Genomic DNA, 18484 nt, shown 5'->3' with positions numbered 1-18484 from the left:
AGGCTATCCAATCCCCCTCTTTGAGCACGCACCAACCGTTTCCGGCAGCTCGAAACGGTTGGTGGGTACACAAGGTCGCGGCTGAGTTGCGGCGAGATTGCGGTGAATACACGGTGTCGTGTAGCGAACTCGCTCAGTAGTCGGGCATGATGACTGTCCATGGTCATGATGACGGGGTCACTCGCCGTGCGCGGCACGGTGATGTGGTTGACACCCCAGCAGGGCGGACGCGTCTCCGGACCGCCTGAGCCGGACTACGACTACGACTACACGGCGACCGCGTACCTGCCGCCGCGCACCGCCGACGACGGGCAGGCCGGGCTCGCGCTCCGCCGGTTCGCGCCGGGCGCCTGGCGGACGCCCGCCGAGGGGATTCTCGTTCCTGCGAAGGGGAATCGGGCCCAGCAGGTGATCCCTGGCTGCATCGTCGTCATCACCGAAGGCGTCCGTCCGGTGGGGCTGCTGACCGTCGAAGAGGTCGAGGCCCTCGCCCCCGACGGCACACCGGTTGTCGTAGCGGCGCCGGCCACCCCGATCACGCGGCTCGCGCCGCTCGACGAGCCGCCGCCGGCCGAGCCGCTGTACCGTCACTCCACCGCGGCCGCTCGCTGGACCTCCAAGCACGCCTCCGACGACGCCCCCGCCTCGGAAACTGCCGGCGTCTGACCCCCAACGTCGCGAGCCGGTTGTTCGTCTGAATCGGTGAGAGGACGGTGGTGTGGTGGCCGACTGGGAGCAGGCGTTCCGCGCGTTGCTGGCGACGCGCGGGGGTGCGCTGCGCAGCTACGCCTATCTGCTGACCGGCGACGCCGCGAGTGCCGGCGATCTGGTGCAGGAAGCACTCACGCGTGTCTTCGGGCGGCACCGGGTCGGCGGGGACATCGATCAGCTCGAGGCGTACGTCCGGCGCGCCATGCTGAACCAGTACGTCGACAGCCGCCGCCGGCTCGCCCGGTGGAACGCCACCCGCCACCTGCTGGTCGATCCACCCCACCACGACGACGACCGGTTCGCGGTCGCCGACGAGGTCCGCCGGGCGCTGAGCACACTGTCGCCGAAGCAGCGCGCCTGCGTCGTCCTGCGCTACTACGAGGACCTGACCGTGCCCGAGATCGCCGACGAGCTGGGCTGCGCCGAAGGCACCGTCAAACGCCACCTCTCCGACGCCCGCACCAAGCTCGCCACGCAGCTCGCCATCACCGAGGAGAGCACCCCATGACCGACCTGCGCGAACTGCTCCGCACCACAGCCGCCGAGGGCGCCGAAGCCGTCGACCTCGCCGAGGACGTCGTTGCCGACCGCATCCGTCGCCGCCGGACCCACACCAAGCACTTGACGGTCGGCGGTGTTGCCGTCGCGGCGGCGGCAGCGATCGCCGGTACCACATGGCTCGTCCGGCCGGCCGGCGAAACCCCAGCGCCCGCGAGCGGGCCGGTCCCTCGGATCGTGAGGTCCGATGTGGACACTCCCGCAGTGATGGAGGCACTGCTCGGCACCACGTTGAGCGCCGACGCGAACGGCTGCGTCCAGGCCGGCTCGGACCCCACCGCGGTCACGCTCGTGTGGCCACGCGGGTACACCGTCCATGGCAATGCGCAGTCCTTCGAAATCCTCGACCAGGCGAACAACGTCGTCGCTCGCTCCGGCGTACCCCTCGACATCGGCGGCGGTGGCGTCGACCACTTCCAGCCCACCTGGACCGGCAAAGACTGCGCAACCGCCACCCGGTTCTGGTGGGTAGGCCACATCTCCCAGCGCTAGCCGGCCGGGTAGGCCAAAGGCGTCTGAGTGTTTCTGCTCATGCCGCGACTCTCCAGATGGCAGACGATCCTGGTATGACGAAGAGCATCCAGCCCCGGCAGACCGCAGCCTTCTACGCCCAGGCGGTCGCCTCCTTCGCCGTCTCGGTTTCGGCGATGGTGATGGCCCTGGCGTATCTCCCGGCCCAGCCCTGGGTACGAGCGTTCCTCGCCCTCGGCCTGCTGTACGTCGTGACGTCGACGGTCGTCCTGTGCAAGGTCGTCCGGGACCGGCAGGAAATCTCCGAGGTGACGAACCGCGTCGACCAGGCCCGCCTGGACAAACTCCTCACCGAACACGACCCGTTCAAAGTCAATTCGTGACCGCCCGGCAGTCCCCCGGCGTACTACAGAACCGGCAGGAGCTTGTTGAGTTCGAAGGGGGTTACCTGGCGGCGGTAGTCCTGCCATTCGGCGCGCTTGTTGCGGAGGAAGAAGTCGAAGACGTGTTCGCCGAGGGTTTCGGCGACGAGTTCGCTGTCCTCCATCGCGCTGATGGCTTCGGCGAGGCTGCCGGGCAGCGGCTTGATGCCGAGCGCCTTGCGTTCGCGGGGCGTGAGGGACCAGATGTCCTCCTCGACCTCGGCCGGCAGCTCGTACCCCTCCTCGATCCCCTTCAGACCCGCGGCGAGCATCAACGCGAAAGCCAGGTACGGGTTCGCCGCCGAGTCCAGCGACCGGAACTCGACGCGCGACGACTGCCCCTTGTGCGGCTTGTACATCGGCACCCGCACGAGCGCGGACCGGTTGTTGTGACCCCACGAGATGAACGACGGCGCCTCGTCCCCGACCGCGAGCCGCTTGTACGAGTTGACCCACTGGTTGGTGACCGCGGTGATCTCGGCCGCGTGCTGCAGCAGGCCGGCGATGAACGCCCGCCCGGTCTTCGACAGCTGGTACTGCGCGCCGCCCTCGAAGAACGCGTTCCGGTCTCCTTCGAACAGCGACATGTGGGTGTGCATTCCGGAGCCGGGCTGGTCGGACAGCGGTTTCGGCATGAACGACGCGTAGATGCCCTGCGACAGCGCCACCTCCTTCACCACGACGCGGAACGTCATGATGTTGTCGGCGGTCGACAGCGCGTCGGCGTACCGCAGGTCGATCTCCTGCTGGCCGGGACCGCCCTCGTGGTGACTGAACTCGACCGAGATGCCCATCGACTCGAGCATCGTGATCGCCTCGCGGCGGAAGTCGTTGCCGATGCCCTGCGGGGTGTGGTCGAAGTACCCGGAGGAGTCGACCGGCTCCGGCGTCGTGCCGGGCGCGCCGACGAGCGACTTGAACAGGTAGAACTCGATCTCCGGGTGCGTGTAGAACGTGAACCCGAGGTCGGCGGCCTTCGACAGCGTCCGCTTCAGCACGTGCCGCGGGTCGGCGAACGACGAGGACCCGTCGGGCATGTTGATGTCGCAGAACATCCGCGCGGTGCCCATGGTCTCGCCCCGCCAGGGCAGGATCTGGAACGTCGACGGGTCCGGCTTGGCGAGCATGTCGGCCTCGGTCACCCGGGCGAATCCCTCGATCGCCGACCCGTCGAACCCGAGGCCCTCGGCGAACGCGCTCTCCAGCTCGGCCGGCGCCACCGCGACCGACTTGAGGAACCCGAGCACGTCGGTGAACCAGAGCCGCACGAAACGTACGTCGCGCTCCTCCAGCGCGCGCAGCACGAACTCCTGCTGCTTGTCCATCAGTCCACCTCTCACCAACACATCTCAGGGCCACATCTCGAAGCCGCGTCGCGGGGTCTCTCACAGTGTGCCCCGCGCTTGTTAAGCAGACGTTACGTGGCGGGGGGGACAGTGCCACGATCAGGGCCTAGCGTGTCCCCTTGTGCAGACGATCTTCCACGCGGCGCTCATCGTCGCAGCGGTGCTCTGCGTCAGCGACCTGATCGTCAGCACCGCCCGGTTCGTGCAGTCGCTGCGGCGTGAACGGCCCGCCGAACGGGACGTGCTCGGCCGCCGCTGGCTGCCGGTCCCGGAGTTGGGGTTCGGCATGTGCGCGTTCTGCTGCCCGGGCCTGGTCACGCTCGGGCTGACGCATCACGACGCCGACAACCTGCCGACCCGGCAGATCCTGCTCGCCGCTCTCGTCTTCGGGTACGCCGGGGCGGTTCTCTCCCGCGTCGTCCGGACCCCGGGGCCGGGCGGCCGCCGGTTCAAGCTACGCGCCGGCCTGCTGCTCGGCTTGCCGGCCGTGTTCGGCCTGGTCTTCGGCCTCTCGGGCATCGCGGTCTGAGCGTCTCGACCGCAACCACGGCACGATCCGTTCGAGCGGCGCGAACGCCAGCCAGCAGACGACCGTCGGCAGGAAATGGATCAGCAGGATCGCCGTGTTCGCCGCGTGGAAGCCGATGAAGAACAGCGCCCCGAACAGCTGCCAGCGGCCGCGCAGCCAGAGGATGACCGGCGACAGGAACTCGCCGATGATGCCGACCCACTGCATCACGTGCAGGATCCACGGGTAATGCAGCAACCACTCCCCGACCGGGTGCGGCCGTCGCACGATCGCCCAGGTCAGGACGGCGCTGCCGGGCCAGGTCAGCGCCCATCCGGCACTGCGCAGTTTCGCCACGGCGGACAGGAAGTACGTCGCGATCACGCAGATCTGGATGCACCGGATCGCCCACCCGGCCGCCTCGGACCGGGTCTGGTCGCCGTACCTCGCCCGGCCCACGGTCGGCAGCACCCAGAGCGCGATCACGAGCGCGAGGTGGTCGTGGTCGACCTTGCCGTCGCTCATCCCGATCAGCACCCACCACGTGAACGCCGCGGCGACGACCCACCCGGCGATCCGCGGGAAGTGGTTCGTCGCGCCGATCAGGCAGGCGACGATCAGCACGACGTACAGCACCGTCGTGTTCGCCACCGACGGCCGGGGCAGGTCGAGGAGGCGGGCCAGCAGCAGCGGTTCGTACAGCCCGGGGTGCTCGCCCTTGTCGCGGGTGTCGCGGACGAAGGCGTGCATGTCGAGGATGACGAACAGGTACAGGATCGTCCGCAGCCACGCGATCCGCGCCATCGCGATCGCCGGCGTGAACCAGCTCATCGGGTCACCGTCCAGGTCGCGAGCACCTGGGAGGCCGGGGGTCCTTCGACCCGGCCCTTCACCAGCTGGGTGGTGTCCCGGATCAGCTCGAGCTTCACGTACTTCGGCTGGTCGGGGTGCTTGCGCGCCCAGCCGTCCGCGACCTGCTGCAGCAGCGACGGGTCCTTGACGATCTCGCCGGACCGCGCCTCGATCTCGGCCCGCGCGACGCCGGCGCCCTCGATGTTCAGCGGTACGTCGACCGTCGTACCGGCGTCCGTCTGCGCACTGATCCGGGTGTAGTCGATCTTGGCGTCGTCGGGCACCGACATCGCGTACTGCGACATCGGCCCGAACGGCCAGGCGTCGTCGGTGGCCCGCACCGATCCGTTGATCAGCAGACCGATGCCGGCGACGGCGACCAGCACCCGCACCGTCTTGCCGAGCCGCCCCAGCCGCACCACGTCCGGTGCCTCCTGACCCTGTGTCACCACGTCATTAGACCATTCCGGTTTGGCGGCCCGATTCGTAGGGAATTTTCTATATCATGACCGCCCCAGAAAATATCCAACGTGCCCGGGTCACCCGGCGCACCCTGCTCGGCGCCACCGCCGGCGGAGTGCTGCTGGCCGGCGCGACCATGCCCACAGCAGCGCACGCCGCCCCGGCGCCGCGCTGCTACACGCGCACCGAGTGGTCGGCGCGCCCGCCCAAGTCCCCGACCCAGGTGATCGGCAAGCCCGACCACATCGTCATCCACCACACCGCGAGCCCGAACGTCACCGACTACTCGCTCGCGGCGGCGTACAAGGTCCAGCACTGGATCCAGGACCTGCACATGGACACCAACGGCTGGATCGACATCGGCAACCAGCTGACGATCAGCCGCGGCGGCTACCTGATGGAGGGCCGCAGCAAGTCGCTGTCGTCGATCAACAACGGGCAGAACGTGCTCGGCGCGCAGACCGCGAACAACAACAGCCACACGATCGGCATCGAGCACGAAGGCATCTACGTGAGCGAGAACGTGCCGGTCGCGCTGTTCGACATGTCGGTGCTGACGTGCGCGTGGTTGTGCACGAAGTACAACCTGGACCCGCATGTCGCGATCGTCGGCCACCGCGACTACAACTCGACGCAGTGCCCGGGTGACGTGTTCTACGCGAGGCTCCCGGAGTTGCGGGACCGCGTGGCCGCGGTTGTCCTCGGCTGATAGGTGATCCGCCTGATCAGGAGTTCGAACGGGCCGCGGTAGCCGGTCCGGCGCATCCGGTCGGCGAGCAGGACGGTCGCCAGCCAGGTCGCGACGGCGAGCAGTGCCGTCGTGGTCGTGGTGAGGGTGTCCGACAGGTCGAGCAGGTACGGCGTGAACACGACGGCCCAGACGACGGACTGGGACAGGTAACACGTCAACGATCGTTGTCCGACGGCGGCGATTGCCCGCGTCACCGGGCGATCGCCCGATCGGTGGGCGATCAGGACCATCAGCGCGGCGTACCCGAGTCCGCCGAGGACGCCGGTGGCGTCGTGCAGCGGGCCGAGGATCGTGACCGCGTGGTCGCTCGGCCGGGCGAGGACGCCGCCGACGACGAGCGAGATCGGGAGCGCGCCGAGAATCGCGATCGTCAGGCCGAGCAGCGCCGTCGTACGCAAGAGCACGATGTGCTCGGCCGGCCGTTCGAGGATGCGCCGGCGTCCTGCCCACAGGCCGATCAGGAATGGCGTGACGAAGCCGATCCAGCCGAGGCCGGCGATGAACGGCTGTACGGTCAGCCGGTCGGCGAACTGACCGAGGAAGGTCGCCGGAACCATCGACGGGTCGGGACCTTCGGCGGAACCCGCGAGCGTGTCACCGCTGGGCAATGCGGTGAGGAGCAGGACCAGCGCGGCGACGACGAACAGCCAGCGGTCCTTCCACCGCAGCGCCCAGACGCCGAGGAACAGCAGTAGGCCGTACGCGGCGAGGATGTCACCGATGTAGAGCAGCATCGCGTGCAGGAAGCCGAGCACGACCAGGACCAGGCTGCGGCGCCACAGCAGCTTGCGGATCGACCACCAGTCGTTGCCCGTCTCGCGCTGCCGGCGGACGATCTGCGCGACGCCGTACCCGAAGAGCACGCCGAACATCGGGAACGCGCGCCCGTCGACCAGGGTCGAGATCAGCAGCCCGGCACCGCGGTCGACGGCCGATCCCGTGGTCGGGAAACCGCTGAAGTACGCGGGGCCGGCGATGAAGTAGTGCGAGTTGGCCAGCGCGATGAACAGCAACATGAACCCACGCGCGAGGTCCGGCCCCAGCGCGCGCTCGCTCAGTCCGGTCGGTCCACTCATACCCCCGAGTCAAGCCGTGACCGACCCACATTTCGTCCGACGAAAGTCCCTGCCCGGTGAACCTTCGTCGCTGAGCTTGGTAAGAGGTTGGTGACGGGCGTGGGGTCGGGCCGGGGGAACCAGTACTGTGCTCTCGTGCCTCAGCTTCGGGTAGCGCTCGCTCAACTCAATGTGACCGTGGGTGACATCGACGGGAACGCGGACAGGATCGTCGCGTGGACCCGGAACGCGGTCGAGCGTGGCGCGCACGTGGTGGCGTTCCCGGAGCTCGGGCTGACCGGTTACCCGGTGGAGGACCTGGCGTTGCGCGCGTCGTTCGTGGACGCCTCCCAGGCAGGGATCAAGAAGCTCGCGCAGCGGCTCGCCGACGAAGGTCTCGGCGACATCGTGGTGATCTGCGGCTACCTCGACCGGGCGAGCGGTACGGCGATGGGCATCGACCGGCTCGGCCGCCCGAAGGGCTCGCCGACCAACGCCGCCGCGGTGATCCACCAGGGCCGTGTGGTGACGAGCGCCGTCAAGCACCACCTGCCGAACTACGGCGTCTTCGACGAGTTCCGGCACTTCGTACCCGGCAGCACTCTGCAGGTCGTGCGCATCCACGGCATCGACGTCGCACTGGTGATCTGCGAGGACCTCTGGCAGGACGGCGGACCGGTCGCGGTCACCCGTGCGGCCGGCGCCGGCCTGCTGCTCGTCGTGAACAGCTCGCCGTACGAGGCCAACAAGGACGACGTCCGCGGTGATCTCGTCCGGCGCCGCGCCCGCGAGGCCGGCTGCGCACTCGCCTACGTCAACCTCGTCGGCGGCCAGGACGAGCTGGTCTTCGACGGCGACTCGCTGATCGCCGACGCCGAGGGCACGATCTTCGCGCGGGCGCCGCAGTTCGAGCAGGGCAGCATGGTCGTCGACCTCGACCTGCCCGCCGCGTCGGGCACTCCGCACGGCACCCACGAGGGCATCGAGATCGTCCACAGCGTCCTCCAGGCCGACGCACTCGCGCCGTACGAGGCGATCCCCGCGAACATCGCGCCGCGGCTGTCCGACGAGGCCGAGATGTACGGCGCGATCGTCACCGGCCTGCGCGACTACGTGCAGAAGAACGGCTTCAAGTCGGTGCTGCTCGGCCTGTCCGGCGGCATCGACTCGTCGCTGGTCGCGGCGATCGCCTGTGACGCGATCGGCGCCGAGAACGTGTTCGGCATCTCGAACCCGAGCGTGTACTCCAGCGACCACTCCAAGGACGATGCCGCCGAGCTCGCCGCGCGGACCGGGCTGAACTACCGCGTCGTCCCGATCCAGCCGATGGTGCAGCCGTTCCTGGACACCCTCGGCCTGACCGGGCTGGCCGAGGAGAACCTGCAGGCCCGGGTCCGCGCGGTGATCTGGATGGGCCTGTCGAACGCCGATGGCCACCTGGTGCTTGCCTGCGGCAACAAATCGGAGCTGTCCGTCGGTTACTCGACGATCTACGGCGACGCGGTCGGCGGGTACGCACCGCTGAAGGACGTGCCGAAGACCGTCGTCTGGCGGCTCGCGAAGTGGCGGAACGCGGACGCGAAGGAGAAGGGGCAGCAGCCCCCGATCCCGCAGAACTCGATCGCCAAGCCACCGTCCGCCGAGCTGCGCCCGGGGCAGCAGGACACCGACTCGCTGCCGCCGTACGACCTGCTCGACGACATGCTCGACGACTACGTCGAGCAGGACCGCGGCAGTGCGGAACTCGTCGCCGCCGGGTTCGACACCGAGTTGGTGACCAAGACGATCCAGCTCGTCGACAAAGCCGAGTACAAGCGCCGGCAGTACCCACCGGGCCCGAAGATCACCCACAAGGCCTTCGGCCGGGACCGCCGGTTGCCGATCACCAACGCATGGCGTGAGGACGCACGAAAGGCGGCCGAGCACTGAGTGACTCCTGGCGGTACCGCTCATCCACAGACACCCCGTGGAGCTCGCCCGACGAGCTCCACGACCGCTCCGGCCTGCCCCGGCAGGACCTGCCCCGACGCGATGTGAGCGATCGCTCACCCACAGGCGGTGGCGCTCACCCTCCGCAACGGTGGGACGATGAGGGCATGGTTGACAACTTCCTGTCGGCCGGTACCCAGGGCGACGACGAGGAGTTGCCTTCGCCGTACGGGACCGGACCGAAGAACCGGGCAACCGAGGAACACCGCCGCTCGGACTACGACAACGACCCGTGGCAGGAGCGCGGCTCCGGCCTCGACCCGGCACCGTCGCTTCCGAACGCCCCGCGCACGTACGAGCGTGGGCCGGTCCCACAGCAGCCGTACGTTCCGAAACCGCCGTACCTCCCGAGCGCACCCCCGCCGCCGCAGCAGGCCCCGCGGACCGAGCGCCCCGAGTACTACGGGGAGTCGCGCGAGGAGTCGTACGGACGGGAGTACCAGGAGCAGAACCCGTTCCGCCCGCAGCCGCCGGCGCAGCAGCCTCCGCAGTCACCGCCGCCGGGACGGCCCAGCCCGTTCGGGCCCGGGTCGGGCAGCAACGGTGCGGCCGGAGCGCAGCAGCCGCCGCGGCCTCAAGGACAGAGCGGAAACGGTACGCCGCCGCGCCCCGCGCCGTCGTCGAACGGCAGCACGAACTGGACCACTCCGGCCGCGCCGCCGAGTCCGTTCGGTGCGCAACCGCAGCCGCCGGCCGCGAGTAACGGGTTGAGCAGTTACAGCTCGAGCAACGGCCACAGCAGCAACGGGTCGAGCCCTGCGTCGAGCAATGGGTCGAGCAATGGGTCGAGCAATGGGTCGAGCAATGGGTCGAGCAGCAACGGACTGAGCTCGCAGCAGCCACCGCGGCCGCCGCAGCGTCCGGAAGCACCGCGAGCGCAGGAAGGTCGCGCGCAGGAGCCGGCCCGCCGCTACGAGCCAGGCCCCGGGCCGGAGCCGGTGTGGAGTCATGAGCCGGTTCGCCCGCCGGAGCCCGTGCATGAGACGAGGCATGAGCCCGCACATGAGCCCAGGCGTGAGCCGGCGCGTCCGCCGGAGCCGGCCCGCCCGCGCGAGGAGGAGACCCGCCCGCAGGAGATCCGGCTTCGGCCGCGCGGGCAGTCGCACAACGGGTACCTGTCGGACCCGAGTGCCGAGTACGAGAGCAATGCGCCGGTGAGCGACGACGCGGTCGGCACTCCGGTGCCCGAGCAGCCACGCGTACCGGGAGCGGCCCGGCCGATCGGGGCGCGGCGACGGGCGGACGTGCAGCAGGACGCCCCGAGCCAGGTCCCCGCGGAGCAGGTCAGCTCGCCCCGCGGCGCTCGCCGCGCCCAGGCCACCCCGGTCCAGCAGGCCGCCCCGGCGCAGCAGGTAACTCCGGCCCAGCAAGCCACTCCGGTCCAGCAGGCCGCGGCTCAGCAAGCCACCCCGGCCCAGCAGACGTCGCTGGCCCAACAGGCGTCGCTGGCCCAGCAGGCCGCGCCGGTCCAGCAGGCTGCGCCCGTGAGCAACGCCGCAGAGCCGTCCGCGAGCAACGCACCTGAGGCTGCCGCAGCGACGCCCGCTTCCGAGGCGTCCGAGGTCTCGCCGTACGGCGGTGGCGCGTCCGCTGCCAAGCGGTCCGGCGACGGTGCACCCGCCGCCGACGCGCCGAAGCGGCCCCGGCGGTACCGCGTGCACCACCTGCGGGACTTCAAGAGCCGCGGCGAGAAGTGGGCGATGCTGACGGCGTACGACCAGTACACCGCCGAGATCTTCGACCAGGCCGGCATCCCGGTGCTGCTCGTCGGCGACTCCGCCGCGAACAACGTGTTCGGCTACGACACGACGCTGCGGGTCACGGTCGACGAGCTGATCCCGCTGGCGCGTGCGGTCGCCGGTGCGGTCGAGCGGGCGCTGGTCGTCGCGGACCTGCCGTTCGGTTCGTACCAGGCGTCGCCGGAGCAGGCGTTCCACACGGCCGTGCGGTTCATGAAGGAGGCCGGCGTCCACGCGGTGAAGCTCGAGGGCGGGCGGACCGTCGTACCGATGGTCGAGAAGCTCACCCAGTCGGGCATCCCGGTGATGGCGCACATCGGCTTCACGCCGCAGAGCGAGCACAGCATCGGCGGGTACCGCGTGCAGGGCCGGGGCGATCAGGCGGCCGGCCTGATCGACGACGCCGTCGCGCTCGCCGCGGCCGGTGCGTTCTCGCTCGTGCTCGAGATGGTGCCGGGCGACGTGGCCGCGGAGATCACCAAGCGGGTGCCGATCCCGACCATCGGCATCGGCGCCGGCCGCGACACCGACGCGCAGGTGCTGGTGTGGCAGGACATGGCCGGGCTGCGCTCCGGCACCATGCCGCGCTTCGTGAAGCAGTACGCCGACCTGCGCGGCATCCTCGTCAACGCCGCAGCAACCTACGCGTCCGAGGTCGCCTCAGGCGCCTTCCCCGGAGAAGAACACACCTTCTAGATCCACGGAAGGCCTGAACGTTCGGTCCAGTACTCCTCGGGTTGCTGGACGAACTCGGTGAGTGGGCCGTCGGTGCGGTACGTGAGGTTGCTGGTCAGCTGTGCCGTCGTGGTGGCTCCGCTGAGCACCACGTCGGCCCAGGGCTGGGCAACGGCCGCACCGATGGCCAGCGCGTCGGGCGCGACGCCGTGCTGGTGAGCGAACTCGTTGAACGGCGTCTCGCCGGCGCGCGCCGTCAGGCGGCCGTTGGCGACCGCTTCCTTGATCACGACGAACCAGCCCGCGTCGTGAGCCTCGGCGAGCGCGTCGCCGGCTGAGGTCTCCAGTACATTCCAGGTGGCCTGGACCGCGCTGAACGGCGTACCGGAGGACAACGCCTTGTGCAGGGTCTCGGCCTGTCGCGGACCGCTCGTGGACAGACCGACGCGGACACCCGAGTCCGTCAGCTCCCGCAGCCGATCGAGCAAGCGCTTGTCCTCCAGTGCGGGACTGTCCGACGTGAGGCTGTGGACGAGGTAGAAGTCCGGCGGTCCGCCGAGCGCCCGAAGAGTCTCCGGCCACTGCCGCTCGAACGTCGCCAGACTGTGGTCCTTCACCTCATGCGTGTCCACGTCGTGCCGCCAGTCGGCGACGTACGTGTAACCCCATTTCGAGCCGACGGTCAGCTGACTGCGGCGTTCCGGCGTCAACCATTCGCCGAGGAACTCCTCGGCAAGACCGTACGAACGCGCGGCGTCGAAGTACCGAACACCTGCCAGCCAGGCCTGCTCCAGCAGCTCGTGCGTCCGGATCCGCAGGTCCTCGACCGCCCGTCGCGGCGGCAGGTCCTCGTCGTGCCCGAGATTGATGTACCCAGGACGCCCCAGCGCCGCCAGTCCGAGACCGATGCTTGCCATGCCAAAATGATCCGCACAGTGATCGTAGGTGTCCACAGCAACCATGTGAGACGCGCCGCACGACCCGGCACGGAGCAGGCGTCGTCCCTTAGCGTTTTGTGGTGTGAGTGAATCCCAGCTGCCACCACCAGGGACGGTCCGGCACCGTACGACGGCCCGCGTGCTGCCGGTGCGACCGGACGGCAAGGTGCTGCTGCTGCACGGCTGGGACCCGCTGAAGCCGCAGACGCCGTACTGGTTCACGATCGGCGGCGGTGTCGAAGCAGGCGAGACGGTCGCGGAAGCGGCCGGCCGGGAGTTGCGCGAAGAGGTCGGCATAGTGCTGCCGATCGACGCGCTCGGCGCACCGGTGACGACCAACACGATCGAGTTCGAGTGGGGCGGGTGCCGGATCGTCCAGCACCAGACCTTCTTCGCGGTCGCGGTGGACCGCGTCGACGTGACGTTCGCGAACCAGGAGGAGCTCGAGCTGCAGACCATCAGCGCGCACGGCTGGTGGTACGGCGACGACCTCGAGGCGACCGGCCAGGCCGCGCATGTGACGATCCCGGGTCTGCTCCGTCAGGCGGCCGACGTCATCACCTTGCACCGCGCGTCCTGATCAGCGCTTGCGCGCTTGTTTGAGGACCTTCTTCGGGACCTTCTTGTCCACCTCGTAGTGCACGCGGTCGATCCGCTCGGCGCAGCCCGCCTTCGACAGGCGCAGCAGGACGACCGGGCACTTCTTGCACCTCGGCTTGTCCTTGCAGCACTTCTTCTTCGCGGTCATCGACGGCACGCAGGGAGCGTAGGTGAGGCATGCCTAACCCGTCCAGGCGTCGCACGGTGATCGTGGCGGATGTCACGCCAGTTGCCCGGTGAGCAATTCGCGCGCCTCGACGAGTGACGGTCCGTACCAGGTCAGATGCCTTCCGGATACACAGCGCGCGGGTTTGCCGAACGCCTCGGGACCGTCGTCGGGTGAAAACGCATAAGGCTCGTCCGGCAGCACCACGACGTCGTACTCCGGTAACGCGTCCGGATCGATCCGCGGATAACGCTCACCGGATTCGCTCAGCACGTTGTCGATACCGAGCCGGGACAGCAGATCGCCCGCGAACGTGTCCCGCCCCAACGCCATCCATGGTCTACGCCAGATCGGTATCACCGCACGCCGGCGCATTCCGTCGTACGGCATGCGCCATACCGCGCGTGCGTCGTGCAGCCATTGCGGCTCGTCGCCGACGACCGCGGAGAGCATGCGGCCGAGTGAATCGAGTGCATCGGGCACCGTCGTCGGCGTGGTCACCCAGACCGCGATTCCACTGGCGCGCAACGCGTCCAGATCGGCCGCGCGATTCTCTTCCGCGTTCGCCAGGACGACGTCCGGAGCGAGTTCGCGGATGCGCTCCAGATCGGGATTCTTGGTGCCGCGGACACGCACCACGTCGAGGTCCGCGGGATGCGTGCACCAGTCGGTCGCACCAACGATCAGGTCCGCGCGGGTGGCCGCGATCGACTCCGTCAACGACGGCACGATGCTGACCACGCGACGTACCTCGCGGGGTAGTTCGACGACGGTGTCGAGGTCGTCGTGCACGTGCTTCAACTCCTCGGTTCGCAGGACGTTGCCGAGGACAACACTCGCCGAACGGGGCGGTTTCGGCGACAAACTGCCGCGTGTCGCCAAGAAAATATTCCGGGCATCCGGCATGCTCGGGGCGCGGCGGAATCCCTTCTGCACAAGGATTTTCAGCATTTGCGCGCACATCCGCCGCCAGTTCTCCTTAACCTGCGGATGTTTCCGGTGCTTTACGTAGCGCACAAGTGTTGTCATCATCATGACGACGAGGAATCCACCGTGGTTTTCCTCAGCCGCACCAAGGAGGCAGAGTGCCAGCCAAGAAGGCAGCCGCAGGGAAGGCGACAGCCAAAAAGGCTTCTCCCGCCAAGAAGACTGTCGCGAAGAAGGCCAGCGCCGCGAAGACGACGACCGCGCGCAAGGTCAGCGCAGCAAAGAAGACAGCGACGAAGAAGGTGAGTGCGGCCAAGAAGACCGCCGCCAAGAAGACGGTGGCGAAGAAGGCGCCGGCCCGGAAGACCACCGCCACGAAGGCTCCGGCGAAGAAGGTCACGGCCGCGAAGAAGACCGTCGCGAAGAAGGCGCCGGCCAAGCGCGCGACCGCCGCCAAGAAGACCACGGCGGCGGCGAAGAAGACGACGGCCCGCAAGACGACGGCCGCGAAGAAGACGGTCGCCACGAAGACCGCCGCGAAGAAGACCGTGGCGAAGAAGGCGCCGGCCAAGAAGGTCGCCGCCAAGAAGGCGCCGGCCCGCAAGGTCGCCGCGAAGAAGACCCCCGCGAAGCGCGTCGCCGCGAAGAAGGCGCCGGCTCGGACCGCCGCGAAGAAGTCCGCGGTGAAGAAGACCGTCGCCAAGAAGGCGCCGGCCCGCAAGGCTCCGGCCCGCAAGACCGCGGCCAAGCGCGTCGCCCGCTGATCGCGGGATCAGACAGCGGTAACTGCCGAGGGGCACCACCGAAGTTGATCGGTGGTGCCCCTCGGCATGTCGCCGGCGCCGGACGTCAGTCGTCGTCCCACTTCGGGTCGTTGTCCCAGTTCTCGTTGCGTTCCTGGACCTTCTCCAGCGCGCGGGCGGCCTCCTCCGGCGAGCTGTACGGCCCGAGCCGGTCGCCGGACTTCGCGCCCTGGTACGGCTCGACCTTGCCGGTCTTGGTGTTGTAGTACCACTCGTTGCTGTGATCGTCGCTCATCTGGATGACCACCTCCTGGGAGTCTTGTCGCGCTCTCTAGAATGATCTCACCATGTCGATCCTCACTCCTGGCGTCATTTCGCCGCGCCGCGACGTACCTGCTTCCATTCCGCGTCCGGAATACGTCGACAAGCCGGCGCCGACGCCGTTCGACGGTTCCTACGTGACGTCTCCCGAGCTGGTCGACAGGATGCGGGTCGCGAGCAAGCTGGCCGCGCAGGCGTTACAGGCGGTCGGCGCGGCCGCGAGGCCGGGCGTGACCACGGACGAGCTGGACGCGGTCGGCCACGAGTACCTGGTCGAGCGCGGCGCGTACCCGTCGACGCTCGGCTACCGCGGCTACCCGAAGTCGTTGTGCACGTCGGTCAACGAGGTGATCTGCCACGGCATCCCCGACGACCGCCCGCTCGAGAACGGCGACATCGTCAACGTCGACATCACCGCGTACCTCGACGGTGTGCACGGCGACACCAACGCGACGTTCCTGGTCGGCGACGTCGACGAGGAGAGCCGGCTGCTCGTCGAGCGCACCCTCGAGGCGCTGAACCGCGGCATCAAGGCGGTCAGGCCCGGGCGCCGGGTGAGCATCATCGGCCGGGTGATCGAGTCGTACGCGAAACGCTTCGGGTACGGCGTGGTGCGCGACTTCACCGGCCACGGGATCTCGACGTCGTTCCACTCCGGGCTGATCATCCCGCACTACGACGACGAGCGGTTCGACGACATCATCGAGCCCGGCATGACGTTCACGATCGAGCCGATGCTGACGCTCGGCACGTACGAGTACGACCTGTGGGACGACGGCTGGACCGCCACCACGAAGGACAAGTCACGCACAGCGCAGTTCGAGCACACCCTGGTAGTCACCGACACCGGAGCCGAAGTCCTCACCCTGCCGTGAGCCCCGGCTGGAACCCCACGGACCGGTAGAGCGCGAGAGCCGGTGTGTTGGTCTCCTGGACGCGCAAGGCGACCTCCACAGCCGAGCATTCGGCCAGCAGCAGCTTCGCGATCCCGGACCGCCGCTGGCTGCGTGCGGTGAAGAGCTCGATGACGAACCGGCAGTCGGGCGTGTCCGGCCACGGTGCGCGTTCAACGACGAGCAGGGCACCGACGAGTTCATCCCGCATCCATGCCAGCCGGCTGAGGGTGGTGTCGAGTACGCCGTACTCGCCGTCGAAGGTGCGGTGGATGTCCTCCAGGGCTTCCGCTTCGGTTGCCGAGGCGACGCCGGGGTCGTATGCCTCGAAGTACAGGCGGCCCAGGGACGCCGCATCGTCCGCCGACAGCGGACGCAGTTCGACGTCGGGTACGGGCGACGCCGAGACTACGCCCGCAGGGCGGGTCAGGATCATCGGTTGGCGGAGTTGGTGATGAAGGAGCCGAGGTCTGCGGCCTGCTGGATGCGGGATTGTTCGTGGACGTACATCATGTGGCCGGCGGGGTAGTACTTGGTTTCGATGTTCGTGGCGAGTTCGGCGGGGATCTGCAGGCGGGCGAGGGTGTGTTCGGTGGCGAAGTACGGCGTGGCGCCGTCGTAGTAGCCGGAGGCGACGTGCACCTTCAGGTGCGGGTTGACGCGCATCGCCTCGGCGAGCTTGTCGGCGACCATGATCTGCTTGCCCTCGAACTCCTTGAACGACCAGTTGCTCGCCGCGTCCCAGTGGAGAACCTCGTACGGCAGGTCGTTCTCGTAGCCGAGCTCGACGCGGACGTAGTGGTTCAGCGCCGCGGCGTACGGTCCGGTGATCGCGTTCATCGACGGGTCGCGGTCCGGCGTCTCCGAACCGTAGTCGGCACCCCATCCGGTGAATCGGCCGTCGAGCCGCCCGACCGTCTGCCGCCGCGACCGCAGCAGCTCCCCGAAGAACCGCATGTGCTCGATCCGCAGGTTGACCCGGTCGATGTAGTCCTCGCTCAGCCCGGTCAGCGCGGCCAGCCGGCTGACCACCTCGGCCCGGTAGTCCGCCGGGATTCGGTTGCCCTGGGCAAGCGCATTCGGGTACCGGCCGGCCGCGAACCGCTCGGCGTCGGCGAGCACCTCCTCCAGCGACCGGTCCGGGACCAGGCCGTGGTAGTGCGCGATCGCGGCGTACGACGGCAGGAACAATGTGTACGGCAGGTCGTTGCCCGGTGAGAAGTCGAGCGTGCCGAACTCCAGCACTGCCGAGATCAGCATGACGCCGTTGAGGTACATCCCGTACCGCTGCTGCAGATGCGCCGCGAGCCCCGCCGCGCGCGTCGTACCGTACGACTCGCCGGCCAGGAACTTCGGCGACATCCAGCGGCCGTTGCGCGACGTCCACAGCCGGATCACTTCGCCGACCGACTCCAGGTCGCGCGTGAACCCGTGGTAGTCCCCCGGCTTCTCCCCCTCCGCGGCGCGCGAGAACCCGGTCGACACCGGGTCGACGAACACCACGTCGCTGTACTTCAGCAACGTCTCGGCGTTGTCGACGATCGAGTACGGCGGCGGCGCGAGCTCGCCGGCGTCACCGGACACGACGCGGCGCGGACCGAGCAGGCCGAGATGCAGCCAGATGCTCGACGACCCCGGCCCGCCGTTGAACGCGAACGTCACCGGGCGGGAGCCGGCGTCCGCGTCGTCCAGCGTGTACGCCGTGAGGAACACCTCGGCCTTCGGCTTCAGCCCGTCGAACGTGCCGTCGGTCAGTACCTCCTCGCGCAGCACGATCCGCCCGGTGGTCGCCGTGTACCGCAACTCCTGCCCGTCGACCGTCACCGCGTGCCGGGTCGCGACGAGATCGTCGACGGGCTCCGCGGGCTTGGTCTTGGTGCCGGTCTTGGTCTCGGGCTCCGTCTCGCTGTGCTCCTCGTTCGCCATGTCGAGCACCTTAATCGACGGCCGCAGCGGCTAGCGTTGGATCATGGCGACGATTCTGCACATCGCGTTCGTGGACCAGTGGGAGGCCGCGCTCCGGGCCGGGAGCTACCGGTGGTCGACCCGCGGCAAGAGCCTCGACGACGGCGCGACCTTCATCCACGCGTCCCGCCCCGAGCAGGTCGCGATGGTGGCGAACTTCGCGTACGACGACGTCGACGGCACTGCAGAGCCGCTGTGCCTGCTGGTGATCGACACCGCCCGGCTGGTGTCGGCGCTGTGCGACGAGGACCTGGACGGGACCGGGATGAGTTTCCCGCACATCTACGGCCCGCTGAACCTGGACGCGGTGGTCGGGGTCCGCCCGTACCACCGGGGTCCCGACGGCCTGTGGCCGGAGGTGGCCGCCGAGGCCGTATCCTGAGGGGACGGAA

General features: G+C 68.9%; 22 protein-coding genes. 12 read left to right on the top strand and 10 right to left on the bottom strand.

The window, feature by feature from the left end; translation table 11 throughout:
* Positions 1-159: 159 nt before the first annotated feature.
* The 4 genes from AB0I12_RS22170 (at position 160) to AB0I12_RS22155 (ending at position 2123) form a co-directional block, all read left to right on the top strand.
* Positions 160-666 carry a hypothetical protein gene (locus tag AB0I12_RS22170; RefSeq protein ID WP_359932745.1) on the top strand — a complete coding sequence of 169 codons (507 nt, stop codon included), beginning with the start codon at positions 160-162 and terminating at the stop codon, positions 664-666.
* 55 nt (positions 667-721) lie between these two features.
* Positions 722-1219, top strand: a complete 498-nt coding sequence (locus AB0I12_RS22165; RefSeq protein WP_359932742.1) for a SigE family RNA polymerase sigma factor — start codon at positions 722-724, stop codon at positions 1217-1219.
* On the top strand, positions 1216-1761 hold the full coding sequence (locus AB0I12_RS22160) for a hypothetical protein (protein ID WP_359932740.1): 546 nt from the start codon (positions 1216-1218) through the stop codon (positions 1759-1761). Before AB0I12_RS22165 ends, AB0I12_RS22160 begins: the two co-directional genes overlap by 4 nt.
* A 74-nt stretch (positions 1762-1835) precedes the next feature.
* Positions 1836-2123, top strand: coding sequence for a YiaA/YiaB family inner membrane protein (locus tag AB0I12_RS22155; RefSeq protein ID WP_359932737.1), 288 nt, complete (start codon positions 1836-1838; stop codon positions 2121-2123).
* Between the two features lie 23 nt (positions 2124-2146).
* On the opposite strand, the gene glnA is transcribed toward AB0I12_RS22155, so the two are convergent.
* Positions 2147-3487 carry a type I glutamate--ammonia ligase gene (gene glnA, locus AB0I12_RS22150; RefSeq protein WP_359932734.1) on the bottom strand — a complete coding sequence of 447 codons (1341 nt, stop codon included), beginning with the start codon at positions 3485-3487 and terminating at the stop codon, positions 2147-2149.
* Between the two features lie 142 nt (positions 3488-3629).
* On the opposite strand from glnA, the gene AB0I12_RS22145 reads away from it, so the two are divergent.
* On the top strand, positions 3630-4037 hold the full coding sequence (locus AB0I12_RS22145; protein WP_359932731.1) for a hypothetical protein: 408 nt from the start codon (positions 3630-3632) through the stop codon (positions 4035-4037).
* On the opposite strand, the gene AB0I12_RS22140 is transcribed toward AB0I12_RS22145, so the two are convergent.
* Both AB0I12_RS22140 and AB0I12_RS22135 read right to left on the bottom strand, forming a co-directional pair.
* A complete protein-coding gene (locus AB0I12_RS22140; protein ID WP_359932728.1) occupies positions 3963-4847 on the bottom strand; it encodes an HTTM domain-containing protein in 885 nt (294 codons plus the stop codon). The two genes, AB0I12_RS22145 and AB0I12_RS22140, sit on opposite strands and share 75 nt — an antisense overlap.
* Positions 4844-5317, bottom strand: coding sequence for a hypothetical protein (locus tag AB0I12_RS22135; protein ID WP_359932725.1), 474 nt, complete (start codon positions 5315-5317; stop codon positions 4844-4846). The genes AB0I12_RS22140 and AB0I12_RS22135 overlap by 4 nt, the downstream gene beginning before the upstream one ends.
* A gap of 56 nt (positions 5318-5373) precedes the next feature.
* Between AB0I12_RS22135 and AB0I12_RS22130 the strand changes: the two genes are divergently transcribed.
* The gene (locus AB0I12_RS22130) at positions 5374-6039 is read left to right on the top strand and encodes a peptidoglycan recognition family protein (RefSeq protein ID WP_359932722.1); all 666 of its coding nucleotides are present in this window, start codon (positions 5374-5376) and stop codon (positions 6037-6039) included.
* Here AB0I12_RS22130 and AB0I12_RS22125 read toward each other — a convergent pair.
* On the bottom strand, positions 5985-7157 hold the full coding sequence (locus tag AB0I12_RS22125) for a DUF418 domain-containing protein (RefSeq protein WP_359932719.1): 1173 nt from the start codon (positions 7155-7157) through the stop codon (positions 5985-5987). The genes AB0I12_RS22130 and AB0I12_RS22125 overlap by 55 nt on opposite strands.
* A 90-nt stretch (positions 7158-7247) precedes the next feature.
* On the opposite strand from AB0I12_RS22125, the gene AB0I12_RS22120 reads away from it, so the two are divergent.
* Positions 7248-9065 carry an NAD+ synthase gene (locus tag AB0I12_RS22120; protein ID WP_359932716.1) on the top strand — a complete coding sequence of 606 codons (1818 nt, stop codon included), beginning with the start codon at positions 7248-7250 and terminating at the stop codon, positions 9063-9065.
* A 167-nt stretch (positions 9066-9232) separates the two neighbouring features.
* A complete protein-coding gene (gene panB, locus AB0I12_RS22115; protein ID WP_359932713.1) occupies positions 9233-11560 on the top strand; it encodes a 3-methyl-2-oxobutanoate hydroxymethyltransferase in 2328 nt (775 codons plus the stop codon).
* On the opposite strand, the gene AB0I12_RS22110 is transcribed toward panB, so the two are convergent.
* On the bottom strand, positions 11557-12456 hold the full coding sequence (locus tag AB0I12_RS22110) for an aldo/keto reductase (RefSeq protein ID WP_359932711.1): 900 nt from the start codon (positions 12454-12456) through the stop codon (positions 11557-11559). The genes panB and AB0I12_RS22110 overlap by 4 nt on opposite strands.
* 103 nt (positions 12457-12559) lie before the next feature.
* On the opposite strand from AB0I12_RS22110, the gene AB0I12_RS22105 reads away from it, so the two are divergent.
* The gene (locus tag AB0I12_RS22105) at positions 12560-13057 is read left to right on the top strand and encodes an NUDIX domain-containing protein (protein WP_359932708.1); all 498 of its coding nucleotides are present in this window, start codon (positions 12560-12562) and stop codon (positions 13055-13057) included.
* Here AB0I12_RS22105 and AB0I12_RS22100 read toward each other — a convergent pair whose 3' ends face one another.
* Positions 13058-13234 (bottom strand): hypothetical protein, encoded by a 177-nt coding sequence (locus tag AB0I12_RS22100; protein ID WP_359933119.1) that lies wholly within the window; start codon positions 13232-13234, stop codon positions 13058-13060.
* A gap of 63 nt (positions 13235-13297) precedes the next feature.
* Positions 13298-14278 (bottom strand): helical backbone metal receptor, encoded by a 981-nt coding sequence (locus AB0I12_RS22095; RefSeq protein ID WP_359932705.1) that lies wholly within the window; start codon positions 14276-14278, stop codon positions 13298-13300.
* A gap of 50 nt (positions 14279-14328) precedes the next feature.
* Here AB0I12_RS22095 and AB0I12_RS22090 point away from each other — a divergent pair, with 50 nt between their 5' ends.
* The gene (locus tag AB0I12_RS22090; protein ID WP_359932702.1) at positions 14329-14934 is read left to right on the top strand and encodes a histone H1-like repetitive region-containing protein; all 606 of its coding nucleotides are present in this window, start codon (positions 14329-14331) and stop codon (positions 14932-14934) included.
* 85 nt (positions 14935-15019) lie between these two features.
* Here the strand turns inward: AB0I12_RS22090 and AB0I12_RS22085 are convergent, their stop codons facing one another.
* Complete coding sequence (locus AB0I12_RS22085; RefSeq protein WP_141862919.1) at positions 15020-15208, bottom strand: hypothetical protein; 189 nt, start codon at positions 15206-15208, stop codon at positions 15020-15022.
* 52 nt (positions 15209-15260) lie between these two features.
* Between AB0I12_RS22085 and map the strand changes: the two genes are divergently transcribed.
* Entirely contained in the window at positions 15261-16109 is an 849-nt protein-coding gene (gene map / locus AB0I12_RS22080; protein ID WP_359932699.1) for a type I methionyl aminopeptidase, read from the top strand.
* On the opposite strand, the gene AB0I12_RS22075 is transcribed toward map, so the two are convergent.
* Positions 16096-16563, bottom strand: a complete 468-nt coding sequence (locus tag AB0I12_RS22075) for a GNAT family N-acetyltransferase (protein ID WP_359932697.1) — start codon at positions 16561-16563, stop codon at positions 16096-16098. The genes map and AB0I12_RS22075 overlap by 14 nt on opposite strands.
* Positions 16560-18053, bottom strand: coding sequence for a peptidase S10 (locus AB0I12_RS22070; protein ID WP_359932694.1), 1494 nt, complete (start codon positions 18051-18053; stop codon positions 16560-16562). The genes AB0I12_RS22075 and AB0I12_RS22070 overlap by 4 nt, the downstream gene beginning before the upstream one ends.
* A gap of 43 nt (positions 18054-18096) precedes the next feature.
* Here AB0I12_RS22070 and AB0I12_RS22065 point away from each other — a divergent pair, with 43 nt between their 5' ends.
* Positions 18097-18474 (top strand): DUF952 domain-containing protein, encoded by a 378-nt coding sequence (locus AB0I12_RS22065; protein WP_359932691.1) that lies wholly within the window; start codon positions 18097-18099, stop codon positions 18472-18474.
* Positions 18475-18484 lie beyond the last annotated feature (10 nt).

The sequence above is a fragment of the Kribbella sp. NPDC050459 genome (genome assembly GCF_040655315.1).
Taxonomy (GTDB): domain Bacteria; phylum Actinomycetota; class Actinomycetes; order Propionibacteriales; family Kribbellaceae; genus Kribbella.
The sequence above is the reverse complement of the archived record's forward strand: the minus strand, read 5'-3'. Positions and strand labels throughout refer to the sequence as shown.